The 12,181-nt window shown below is 54.2% G+C and carries 9 protein-coding genes; 6 read left to right on the top strand and 3 right to left on the bottom strand.

Annotated features, from left to right (window positions below):
- Positions 1-264: 264 nt before the first annotated feature.
- Positions 265-903: an HTH-type transcriptional regulator RutR gene (gene rutR, locus L2097_RS10440; RefSeq protein ID WP_047370968.1), complete on the top strand. Its 639-nt coding sequence runs from the start codon at positions 265-267 to the stop codon at positions 901-903.
- On the opposite strand, the gene L2097_RS10435 is transcribed toward rutR, so the two are convergent.
- Positions 900-1,295 (bottom strand): lysozyme inhibitor LprI family protein, encoded by a 396-nt coding sequence (locus tag L2097_RS10435; protein ID WP_250352794.1) that lies wholly within the window; start codon positions 1,293-1,295, stop codon positions 900-902. The genes rutR and L2097_RS10435 overlap by 4 nt on opposite strands.
- 117 nt (positions 1,296-1,412) lie before the next feature.
- A complete protein-coding gene (gene putA, locus L2097_RS10430; RefSeq protein ID WP_250352793.1) occupies positions 1,413-5,375 on the bottom strand; it encodes a trifunctional transcriptional regulator/proline dehydrogenase/L-glutamate gamma-semialdehyde dehydrogenase in 3,963 nt (1,320 codons plus the stop codon).
- Between the two features lie 389 nt (positions 5,376-5,764).
- Between putA and putP the strand changes: the two genes are divergently transcribed.
- From putP to L2097_RS10410, 4 genes are all read left to right on the top strand, one after another.
- A complete protein-coding gene (putP, locus tag L2097_RS10425) occupies positions 5,765-7,273 on the top strand; it encodes a sodium/proline symporter PutP (RefSeq protein ID WP_250352792.1) in 1,509 nt (502 codons plus the stop codon).
- A 274-nt stretch (positions 7,274-7,547) separates the two neighbouring features.
- The gene (locus L2097_RS10420; protein ID WP_047370964.1) at positions 7,548-8,267 is read left to right on the top strand and encodes a fimbrial biogenesis chaperone; all 720 of its coding nucleotides are present in this window, start codon (positions 7,548-7,550) and stop codon (positions 8,265-8,267) included.
- Between the two features lie 27 nt (positions 8,268-8,294).
- Positions 8,295-9,293, top strand: a complete 999-nt coding sequence (locus tag L2097_RS10415; protein ID WP_250352791.1) for a fimbrial protein — start codon at positions 8,295-8,297, stop codon at positions 9,291-9,293.
- Positions 9,294-9,371: 78 nt separating this feature from the next.
- Positions 9,372-9,800: a DUF3574 domain-containing protein gene (locus L2097_RS10410; RefSeq protein ID WP_250352790.1), complete on the top strand. Its 429-nt coding sequence runs from the start codon at positions 9,372-9,374 to the stop codon at positions 9,798-9,800.
- Between the two features lie 37 nt (positions 9,801-9,837).
- Here the strand turns inward: L2097_RS10410 and L2097_RS10405 are convergent, their stop codons facing one another.
- A complete protein-coding gene (locus L2097_RS10405) occupies positions 9,838-11,022 on the bottom strand; it encodes a NupC/NupG family nucleoside CNT transporter (RefSeq protein WP_250353158.1) in 1,185 nt (394 codons plus the stop codon).
- A 277-nt stretch (positions 11,023-11,299) separates the two neighbouring features.
- Between L2097_RS10405 and efeU the strand changes: the two genes are divergently transcribed.
- Positions 11,300-12,133 (top strand): iron uptake transporter permease EfeU, encoded by an 834-nt coding sequence (efeU, locus tag L2097_RS10400; RefSeq protein WP_085005994.1) that lies wholly within the window; start codon positions 11,300-11,302, stop codon positions 12,131-12,133.
- The last annotated feature ends 48 nt before the right edge of the window (positions 12,134-12,181 follow it).

The following is a 12,181-nucleotide window of genomic DNA, read 5'->3' as shown; positions in this document are numbered from 1 at the left end:
TGTCGGTTGAACGTCGGGCGTGGCATTGCATCCTGCACTCTCCTGTGAGCCTCGCATCAACGATTTAGCAAAGGGAATGCCAGGTTTGAAAATTGCATTGTTATTAGTGTGTTAAACAAAAGTTGATGAAATGCAGATTAAAAAAGTGGACTAAATGGTCAAAAACGGTGCACAAAAAACAGGCGCACTTGCGCCATGGCTGTGCAGGGGTCGAGTCGGCTCGCGCCATTTGATATGCTGAGAAAAATCAGTAAGGAGAAAAGCATGGCGCAGGATACGGCGAAAAAAACGGGCAAACGGACCCGGGCGGTGAACGAGAAAAAAGAGGCCATTCTGGCTGCGGCGCTCGAGACCTTTTCCCTGTATGGCATTCACGGCACGCGCATTGAGAAGGTGGCGGAGCGGGCGGGGGTGTCAAAAACCAATCTTCTCTACTATTACCCGTCAAAAGAAGCGCTCTACCTTGCCGTGTTGCGCCACATTCTCGCTATCTGGCTGGCGCCGTTAAAAGCGTTTCGCGAAGACCTTACCCCGCTGGTGGCGATTCAGGAGTACATTCGCTTAAAGCTTGAAGTCTCGCGTGACAATCCCCAGGCGTCACGTCTGTTCTGCATGGAGATGCTGCAAGGCGCGCCGGTGCTGAAAGAAGAGTTGGAAGGTTCGCTGAAAGCGCTGGTGGAGGAGAAATCGGCGATCATTGCCGGCTGGGTAGCCAGCGGCAAGCTGGCGCCGATCGACCCGCATCATCTGATCTTTATGATTTGGGCCTCAACCCAGCATTATGCCGATTTCGCCACGCAGGTAGAGGCGGTGACCGGCACAACGCTACAGGATGAGGCCTTTTTTCAGCGCACGGTAGAAAACGTGCAGCGGATGGTGACCGAAGGCATCCGCGTGCGTTAGTTGGCGGGCGGGAAAGGGCAGCTCAGGTCGCCCTCGCCGCACTGTAGCAGAGACGAAAGCCAGGCTTCGCGTTCGTTGGTTTTATCGGTCAGGCACTGGTTGATGACCATGGGCTGTGCGCTGCCTTCTTCGGCGCCGGAGCCGATAAACGCGCAGTCGGCATCGCGCACGGCAATCCAGTTTTTCTGCGCTTTTTTAAGTAACTCACGCTGTTGCGGCGCAGCGCGTTTCAGTGCCGTCTGCCAGGTCTGGTTGAGCTTTTTGTCCGCCGTCTGGTATTGACCGGCGCTACACATGTTCATTTCTGTCTGCGAGGTGGCATTGTCGCAGTCCTCCGCCAGTGCGCTGGCGCTGACCAGCAAAACCACCCCTGCAATCAATAAACGTTTCATATTTTCTCCGTATAAAAAAATGCCGGATAGCATTGTGCGTATCCGGCATACGGTACTACGGCATCGCGCTGAATTGTAGCCCCGGTATAAAGTACATTACCGGGAAATTTTCCATCCTCAGCCGATGGTCATCAGGCTGGCATTCCCGCCGGCGGCCGCGGTGTTAACGCTCAGCGAACGCTCCAGCCATAAACGCTCCAGCAAAATATTGCTCTCACCGCGGGCGAAGCCCTGCACCGAGATAATGGCGCCATCGCGCGTGGCGATATGTCCACACAGTTCGCGTAGCTGATCGGAATCGCCGTGATAGATAACTGCGTCAAACGGCTGCGAAAGCAGGCCATCGACCGCGGCCAGCGTAATCCTTGCGCGGACTATCTCCGGCAATGCGTCATGCAGGGTGCGGTGGAGTTCGTCATCCGACCACAGCACCCGGCAGCCGCTGGCGAGCGCCGCCGCAAGCTGAGTCAGGCTATCCTCCGGGTTATCGGCCATGCAGAGAACCGACTCGCGAGGCAATAATGTCCAGGTATTGCGTTCGCCGGTAGGACCGGGTAAGACGCGCTGGATCCCGGTCTGGGCCAGTTCGCCAAACTGCCGGCAAATCGCCTGCAACGCAGGTTTATCTTCGGCCCATTGTGTCAGCGCATCCAGCGGTTGGATCAGGGTCGGTTTAAGCTGCGCATCAAGCGGGAAGCGGGCATCATGACGTGACAGTGTCTGCCTGATGGCCGTTTCCGGGCGGCTGGCGAGCAGGCGATACAGGTACAGCGGCCCGCCAGCTTTTGGCCCGGTGCCTGAAAGGCCTTCGCCGCCAAAGGGCTGCACGCCCACGACCGCGCCGACCATATTACGGTTGACATACAGATTTCCGACGTGCGCGCTACCGGTGACCTGGGCGATGGTCTCATCAATACGGGTGTGAACACCCAGCGTCAGGCCATATCCTGCGGCATTAATCTGGCCCACCAGTTTGTCGAGATCGCTGCGGCGGTAGCGCACCACATGCAGCACCGGACCAAAGACCTCGGTTTTCAGTTCGTCAACGCTCTCAAGCTCAATCAGCGTTGGCATCACAAAGGTACCGCTTCGCCATTCACGGGCATCCAGAGTATTTTCATGGGCCGTCTGGAATACCGGGCGGCCTTTCTCGCGCATCGCCTGAATATGCTTCTCGATATTCTCTTTGGCTTCGCGGTCAATGACCGGGCCGATATCCGTTGTCAGGCGTCCCGGATTGCCCATTCGACATTCCGCCATCGCGCCGCGCAGCATGGTGAGCGTATGTTCGGCGATCTCTTCCTGCAGGCAGAGTAGGCGCAGTGCCGAGCAGCGCTGTCCGGCACTATCAAAGGCCGAGGCGAGCACATCGACCACCACTTGCTCGGTCAGCGCCGACGAGTCGACAATCATCGCATTAAGCCCACCCGTTTCGGCGATAAGCGGCGTCGGGCGCCCTTGTGCATCCAGCCGTGTCGCAATGTTGCGCTGCAACAGACTGGCCACTTCGGTTGAGCCGGTGAACATCACGCCGCGCACGCGGTTATCCGCCGTCAGTTGCGCGCCTACGGTTTCGCCACGGCCTGGCAGCAGTTGCAGCACGCCCGGCGGCACGCCCGCTTCACGCAGAATAGCGACGCCCTGTGCGGCAATCAGCGGCGTCTGTTCTGCCGGTTTTGCCAGCACGGTGTTACCGGCCGCCAGCGCGGCAGCGATTTGCCCGGTGAAAATAGCCAGCGGAAAGTTCCACGGGCTGATACAGACTACTGGACCCAGCGGACGGTGGGTTTCGTTGGCGAAATCTTCCCGAACCTGGCCTGCGTAATAGCGCAGGAAATCAACCGCCTCGCGGACTTCGGCAATCGCATTACTGAACGTTTTTCCCGCTTCGCGTACCAGAATGCCGAGCAGCGCTTGCATCTGATCTTCCATCAGCACCGCTGCACGCTCCAGGATAGCCGCGCGTTCCTGAGGCGGGGTAGCAAACCAGATGGGCGCGTTATTCACCGCGCTTTCCAGCGCGCGCGCCACTTCACTGCCGGTGGCTTCACGGACATAGCCGACAATATCTTTCGGCTCTGCCGGGTTCACTACGGCTTCCATTTCACCCTCCGCTACCGGGGTTTCCAGCAGCGGTCTGGCCTGCCATTTCTGCGTGGTGCTGTTCAGCAGGGAAGAGGAGAGGGAGGCCAGTCGATGTTCATTGGCCAGATCCAGGCCTGCCGAGTTGATGCGACCCTGACCGTAGAGCCAGCGCGGCAGCGGGATTTTCGGATGCGGCAGGCCAACATGGCCTTCTTGCGTCGCCAGTTTCTCTACCGCCAGTACCGGGTCGGCCACCAGTTCGTCCAGCGGCAGCGAGGTATCGGCAATGCGGTTAACAAAGGAGGTATTGGCCCCGTTCTCCAGCAGGCGGCGTACCAGATAAGCCAGCAGCGTTTCGTGTGTGCCCACCGGGGCATAGATGCGGCACGGGCGGTTCAGTTTGCCGTCAGAGATTTTGCCTACCACTTGCTCGTAGAGCGGTTCGCCCATGCCGTGCAGACACTGGAACTCATATTGGCCTGGATAGTAGTTCTGACCCGCGAGCTGATAGATGGCGGCCAGGGTGTGGGCGTTGTGGGTGGCGAATTGCGGATAGATCAAATTCGGTACGGCGAGTAATTTTTTCGCGCAGGCCAGATACGAGACGTCGGTGTAGACTTTGCGCGTATAAACCGGATAGCCCTCCAGTCCTTCCATTTGCGCGCGTTTGATCTCACTATCCCAGTATGCGCCTTTCACCAGACGAATCATCAGGCGACGGCGGCTACGCGATGCCAGATCTGTCAGGTAATCGATGACGAACGGACACCGTTTCTGGTAGGCCTGAATCACAAAACCGATGCCATTCCAGCCTGCGAGTTCCGGTTCGAAACAGAGTTTTTCCAGCAGATCGAGGGAGATCTCCAGCCGGTCGGCCTCTTCGGCGTCGATATTGATGCCGATATCATACTGGCAGGCCAACAGCGCCAGCGATTTCAGGCGCGGGTAGAGCTCATCCATCATTCTGTCGTACTGGGCGCGGTTGTAGCGCGGGTGCAGGGCAGAGAGCTTAATGGAGATCCCCGGCCCCTCATAAATGCCGCGGCCATTAGAGGCTTTGCCAATGGCGTGGATCGCCTGCTGGTAAGAGACCATATAGGCTTCTGCATCGGCGGCCGTCAGCGCGGCCTCGCCCAGCATATCGTAGGAGTAGCGGAACCCTTTTTCTTCCAGTTTGCGGGCGTTAGCCAGCGCTTCGGCAATGGTTTCCCCGGTGACGAACTGCTCGCCCATCAGACGCATTGCCATGTCCACACCTTTGCGGATCAGCGGCTCGCCGCTTTTGCCGATAATGCGGTTCAGCGAATGCGACAGGCTGGCTTCGTTATGGGTTGAGACCAGCTTTCCGGTAAAAAGCAGGCCCCAGGTGGCGGCATTGACAAACAGCGAGGCGCTGCGGCCAATATGCGACTGCCAGTTACCGTTGCTGATTTTGTCGCGGATAAGCGCATCGCGGGTGGCCTTATCGGGAATGCGCAACAGCGCTTCTGCCAGGCACATCAGTGCCACCCCTTCTTGCGAAGAAAGTGAAAATTCTTGCAGCAAACTCTGTACCATACCCGCCCGGCCCGAGGCGGTCTTTTGGTTACGCAGCTTCGCCGCCAGTTGGCTGGCTAACTGCTGGGTATTTTCTGCGATCGGCTGAGGAAGACGCGCCTGTTCAAGCAGCATGGGAACCGCATCGGTTTCCGGGCGACGCCAGGCGGCGGTGATCGCAGCACGTGAAACCGACTGCGGCAAAATATTCTCGGCGAATTCGAGGAAGGGCTGAGCGCTCTCATCAGCGTTGCTATCAACCTCGTCGCTTTCGGTGTACTGACCAGCATGGGTTGCAGGCAGCTCAGGAATCATTTCGTTATTTTCGAGTTTTTCCAGATAGCTAAAAATAGCCTGCTTAATCAGCCAGTGTGGTGTGCGGTCAATTGATGCAGCAGCGGCTTTCAGTCGCTCACGCGTCGCATCATCAAGTTTAACGCCCATGGTGGTGGTACCCATGTTTTTCTCCTGCAATTTTTGTTGTGAGCAGACTATCCGTCATGTTGCAACTTTGTGCAACCTTGTTAAATGTGACAGGGTTAACAAGGTGAATATTGAACGATAAGTTAATTGTATGTGACCGAAATTTGCATGCTGGATTACTGTTAAAGACGAGTTAGTTTGCGGTAGATAACACTTTTTTAAGGTGCAACCATCAAAAGTGTGACATGGTGCAACCTGGTAGAAAATTGTGACGGTTTCGGGATGAAATTAATGTAAATGCTGTGTTAAATCATTTGTGAATAACCGGGGCTTCCGGCAGGATACGGTCGCTTCATAACAACAATCACATCGCTACCCCGTTCCGGTGGTGTAGATAACGGGTAAAATCCTGGAGACTTTTATTGATGGCAATTAGCACACCGCTGCTGGTGACTTTTCTCATTTATATCTTTGGCATGATTCTCATCGGGTTCTTTGCCTGGCGTTCGACGAAAAACTTTGATGACTATATTTTAGGCGGTCGCAGTCTGGGGCCGTTAGTGACGGCGTTATCGGCAGGGGCATCGGACATGAGCGGCTGGTTGCTGATGGGGCTGCCTGGCGCCATTTTCATCTCCGGCATTTCTGAAAGCTGGATTGCCATTGGCCTGACGCTCGGTGCGTGGGTTAACTGGAAGCTGGTGGCAGGCCGTCTGCGCGTGCATACCGAAGTCAATAATAATGCCCTGACGCTGCCGGATTATTTTACTGGTCGTTTTGAAGATAAAAGCCGCCTGCTGCGTATTATCTCGGCGGTGGTCATTCTGCTGTTCTTCACTATTTACTGTGCTTCCGGCATCGTGGCGGGCGCGCGTCTGTTTGAAAGTACCTTTGGCATGACATACGAACATGCGCTGTGGGCGGGTGCTGCAGCAACCATCCTCTATACCTTTATTGGCGGTTTCCTGGCGGTAAGCTGGACCGATACCGTACAGGCGAGTCTGATGATTTTCGCCCTGATCCTGACCCCGGTGATTGTGATCCTCTCTGTTGGCGGCCTTGCGGATTCGCTGGAGGTTATCAAACAGAAAAGCATCGAAAATATCGACATGCTGAAAGGGCTGAATTTTGTCGCCATTATTTCGCTGATGGGCTGGGGGCTGGGATACTTTGGTCAGCCGCATATTCTGGCGCGCTTTATGGCAGCGGACTCTCACCACAGCATCGTCCATGCACGCCGTATCAGTATGACCTGGATGGTTCTGTGTCTTGCCGGCGCCGTTGCCGTGGGCTTCTTTGGGATTGCTTATTTTAATAACCACTCTGAGCAGGCTGGCGCGGTCAATCAGAACGCCGAGCGCGTGTTCATTGAACTGGCGCAGATCCTGTTTAATCCGTGGATTGCCGGGGTGTTGCTGTCGGCGATTCTGGCGGCAGTCATGTCTACCCTGAGCTGCCAGTTGCTGGTGTGCTCCAGCGCACTGACGGAAGACTTCTACAAGGCTTTCCTGCGTAAAAACGCGGGGCAGACTGAGCTGGTCTGGGTTGGCCGCGTGATGGTGCTGCTGGTGGCGCTGGTGTCGATTGCGCTGGCGGCGAACCCGGACAACCGCGTGCTGGGCCTGGTCAGCTACGCATGGGCCGGTTTCGGTGCGGCCTTTGGTCCGGTAGTACTGTTCTCGGTCATGTGGTCGAAAATGACCCGCAACGGTGCGCTGGCCGGGATGGTTATCGGTGCGGTGACGGTTATCGTCTGGAAGCAGTTTGCCTGGCTGGGGCTGTATGAAATTATCCCTGGCTTCGTGTTTGGCAGCATCGGCATTGTGGTGTTTAGCCTGCTGGGTAAAGCGCCGTCCGCAGAAATGGAAAAACGCTTCGCTGAAGCGGATGCCCATTACCGCTCCGCGCCACCGTCGCGTTTACAGGCTGAGTAAGTGTTGATGCGTTCCCTCTCCCTGTATAAGGGGGAGGGCGCTGCGATGAAATTGTTACAGAAGACATTTCGGATTTTCACGCTCATATCTGCACAAGCCCGTTTCTCCCTGCAATATCAACAGGCAGTTGCCTTATCCGGCGCGGACATCATAAACCCACGCCTGGAATACGCCCCTTGCATCCGGTATCCTTCGCGAATACAAAATATCCCCAGCGACAATTCCCTTCTTTATAACTGCGCGTCAGCAATATTGTTTTTCCATGGAGGGAAATATGTTCAGACACGCAGTCTGCTTTTCAGTCATATTGCTCACTTCCGTTTCCGTTGCTTATGCGGGCATTACGCTTAACGCCACCCGGGTGATTTACCTGGAAGGGAAAAAAGAGGCGACGCTGGGAGTTAAAAATGATTCCTCTGCGCCACGTCTTATTCAGGCGTGGATGGACGCAGGCGAAGGCAGTGAGGTAACTCCACCGTTTATTATCGTACCGCCCATCTTTCGCGTTGATCCAGGAAAGGGGCAGTCGCTGCGCATTCATTTTACCGGCGGCAATATTCCCCGTGACCGGGAGTCGGTGTTCTGGATAAACGTGCTGGAGGTCAGCCCGACGCCTCCGGGTAAAAAGGCCGGGACGCAGAACGTCATACAGTTCCCGGTGCGTTCGCGGCTGAAATTATTTTACCGACCGAAGGATTTACCGGGTTCGCCGCAACAGGCCGTTTCAATGCTGCAATGGCGACGGTTGCCGGGGAAAGAGGGGGGTGAACTCGAATGCACGAATCCCTCGGCGTTTAATATCTCTTTTCACGATATCCGGCTGACCCCACCCTCTGATATGGATAAAACAAAACAGAGTGGCATGTGCCCGGCGAAGGGGCGGGTGATATTTAAACTATCTACTACCGGACAATTAACTCAAGAGAAAGTCTTTTTCTCCACCATTGATGATAACGGCGGTTTTGATATTCGTGAAACCCGCTATCGTAATTAATGTTTGTTTGAATTCAAGGAAGATCATATGAAATCAGCAAGGGTGCTATTGACGGCAATAGCGGTACTGTCGGTTATGATGTTTAGCAGACTCGCTCTGGCAAGTTGCACAGCTTATGGCTACAGCTATAGGTATACGACGTTTGCAACCCAAAACTATACAGTAGCGAAAAATCAAGCACCTAATACGCCAATAGGGAATGCTATCACTTTAATACCCACATCTGCTTCAACTATAGGAACTTACACGTGTACTGGGTCAACCTGGCATTTTTATCAAGGCATTTCGGGACTTCAGGAATCGAAATATCCGGGCATATTCAAGACTGGCGTGCCAGGGATCGGGATGAAACTTACAGCATCTAATGGGGCAGTTGTTGGCGTAAACCCTAACCGATTTTTTGGACCTTATTATTGTCCCGGCTGTCACCATTTTTCATCAACCGACAGTTATTATACTCTGCAATTTTATGTTATTGATCCGGTGCAAACGGGGGATGTGGTTCTGAATGGGACCTATATCAGCGGATGGGTAAATGATGCTAACTCGCGAGGAATATATTCAGGCTCCATGAGTATCAGTGGAACCGTTAAATTCAAATCCGGCTCCTGCACCACCCCAAATATTAACGTTAATCTCAATAATCATGCTGCCTCAGATTTTGCCTCGGTGGGGGCAACCAGTGCCCCCGTGCCCTTTAATTTTGAAATTAACAATTGTGACCCTGGCCTGACCTCGGTGAGCTATACCTTCCAGCCCGCCTCAGGGGTAACGCTGCAGGGCTCCGGTAATAATCAGTATCTGACGCTCGACAGCAGTTCAACAGCCAGCGGTGTTGGGGTGCAGGTGCTGTATGACGATGGCATCACTGCCGTGCCGTTTAACACGAAAACGGCATTTTCAGGCTACAACACCTCGACGGGCGGCAGTTACACCATTCCAATGAAAGCCCGCTATGTGCGCACGGGCACCATCAGCCCGGGCTCGGCCAACTCGGCGGCAGAGTTTGTGATGGCCTATGAATAAGCAAAGATATTCCAGTCGCTTGATTAAACGCGGTATTTACGCTCTTATCTCTGTGCTTATAACAATGAGGATAGCGAAATGAAGATTAAGACAGGGGTCACTGCACTGGTGTTCGCGGGTTTACTGGCAGGCTGCGTCGCACAACCGACAAAACAGACCATATCCGCCCAGAGCTGCAAAGCGGACAACCAGACGGAACAAACCACGCTCTACTTCGGTTTAAGTCGCCCGGCAGGGAAAGACATCACCACCCAGGAGTGGCAGCAGTTTGTCGACACGGACGTGACGCCGCGCTTTCGTGATGGCCTGACGGTGTTTGATGCGCGCGGACAGTGGCTGGGCAATGACGGCAAAGTGGCTCGCGAGCCGAGCAAAGCGCTGATGTTGATCCATGGGAAAGATGTTCAGAGTGAAAAGAATATCGAAGCGTTACGGGGAATTTATAAATCGCGCTTTGCGCAGGAGTCCGTGATGCGAGTCGATCAGCCGGTTTGCGTACAGTTCTGATGAAAGAAACGGCGGGTGAGAAGCCCGCCGTGACTTATTACAATACGACGCCTGCAAAGGCGGCAGAAAGCAGACTCACCAGCGTGGCGCCATAGACCAGGCGCAAACCGAAGCGGGAGACAACATTCCCTTGCTGCTCGTTAAGCCCTTTAATGGCGCCCGCCACGATACCGATAGACGCGAAGTTGGCGAACGACACCAGGAAGACGGAGAGGATCCCAAGCCCACGCGGCGTCATTCCAGCGGCAACTTTCTGCAGTTCGATCATTGCGACAAACTCGTTCGCCACCAGTTTGGTCGCCATAATGCCACCTGCATGCAGAGCATCCGAAAGCGGAATGCCGACCAGCCACGCCAGCGGGTAGAACACATAGCCAAGAATTTGCTGGAAGCTGATGCCAAACAGGGCAGAGAACAGGGCATTGACCGCGCTAATCAGGGCAATAAAACCAATCAGCATCGCCAGAATAATCATCGCGACTTTAAAACCGGCCAGAATATATTCCCCCAGCATTTCAAAGAAACTTTGCGATTCATGGAGCTTTTCTAGTTTAATTTCCGGCTCGGCTTCCGGGCGCGCTGGATTAATGATCGACAGGATAATAAAGGTGCTGAACATATTCAGGATTAACGCCGCCACCACATATTTGGCATCCAGCATCGTCATGTAGGCGCCGACGATCGACAGCGATACCGTCGACATCGCCGTTGCTGCCATGGTGAACAGGCGACGTGAGGAGAGGTCGGCCAGAATCCCTTTATATGCAATGAAGTTTTCCGACTGGCCAAGGATCAGCGAGCTGACCGCATTAAACGACTCCAGCTTGCCCATGCCGTTGAGTTTTGACAGCAGCGTGCCGATAAGACGAATAAAAATCGGCAGAATACGCCAGTGTTGCAAAATACCGATCAATGCGGAAATAAAGATGATAGGGCACAGGACGCCAAGGAAAATAAACGCCAGCCCTTTTTCACTCATACCGCCAAAAACAAATCCGGACCCTTCGCCTGCGAATTTAAGCAGTGTTTCAAAAAAGCCAGAGACATATTTAATCAGGGTCAGCCCGCTTTGCGCATGCAAAAAGAACCATGCCAGCGCCAGCTCAATAATCACCAGTTGCAGAATAAAACGTATGCGAACGTTGCGGCGGTCGAAGCTGGTAAGCCATGCCAGAGCCAGTATGACGACCAGCGCCAGCAGAAAATGTAGAAAGTTGATCATAATGGAAAATGTGCAGGTAATTGGGGCGCTCATTTAGCCACAGCCCGTATACTCAGTAAACAAAAAGTTAATGATTTGTAAGCTAACTTTTTGCCATGCAACCGCTGATTCTGCATAACCTGCGTGGCTATCCTTGCTCACCTGCGGTCTGGTTACATCCATTCATTATTCCGATCATTTTTCGCTTGAGTTTCCTTTTGCCGTAATGATAATCACTATCAAAGAAATTTACTTTTCTTTTCAGCAATTGACCATTGATGACAGCAGAGGCGTCCGGATGTTTGTTCCATTTCTCATTATGTTACGTGAAGGTCTCGAAGCGGCACTGATCGTAAGTTTGATTGCCAGTTATCTCAAGCGCACCCAGCGCGGACGCTGGATTGGCGTGATGTGGATAGGCGTATTCCTCGCCGCAGCGCTATGTCTGGCGCTCGGCATCATCATTAACGAAACCACCGGTGAATTCCCGCAGAAAGAGCAGGAATTATTTGAAGGTATTGTCGCGGTGATAGCCGTGGTGATCCTGACGTGGATGGTCTTCTGGATGCGCAAAGTCTCCCGTAACGTCAAAGTGCAACTGGAGCAGGCAGTGGATAACGCTCTCGCAAGCCGTAACAACCACGGCTGGGCGCTGATCATGATGGTCTTCTTCGCCGTGGCGCGCGAAGGGCTAGAATCGGTCTTCTTTCTGCTGGCGGCATTCCAGCAAGATGTGGGGATTTGGCCGCCGGTGGGCGCGGTTCTCGGGCTGGTGACGGCGGTGGTACTGGGTTTCCTTCTCTACTGGGGCGGTATTCGCCTCAACCTTGGCGCATTCTTTAAATGGACCAGCCTGTTTATTTTGCTGGTTGCTGCGGGGCTGGCGGCGGGGGCGATTCGCGCCTTTCACGAGGCTGGACTGTGGAACCACTTCCAGGATGTGGCGTTTGATCTGAGTAACGTGCTGACCACGCACTCCCTGACGGGCACGCTGCTGGAAGGCATTTTTGGCTATCAGGAAACACCGAGCGTCAGTGAAGTGGGTGTCTGGATCCTCTACTTAATTCCTGCGCTGGTGCTGTACGTGATGCCAACGCGCTCAGGTTCGCAGCCTTCCAGAGCTGCACAATAAATAGCGGTACCGGGTGAGTTTTAGTTACAACATACTTTTAAGAAGGGA

It is taken from the genome of Citrobacter sp. MNAZ 1397, from assembly GCF_023613995.1.
Lineage (GTDB): Bacteria > Pseudomonadota > Gammaproteobacteria > Enterobacterales > Enterobacteriaceae > Phytobacter > Phytobacter ursingii.
Note: the sequence above shows the minus strand (reverse complement) of the source record. Positions and strands in the feature narration are given on the sequence as shown.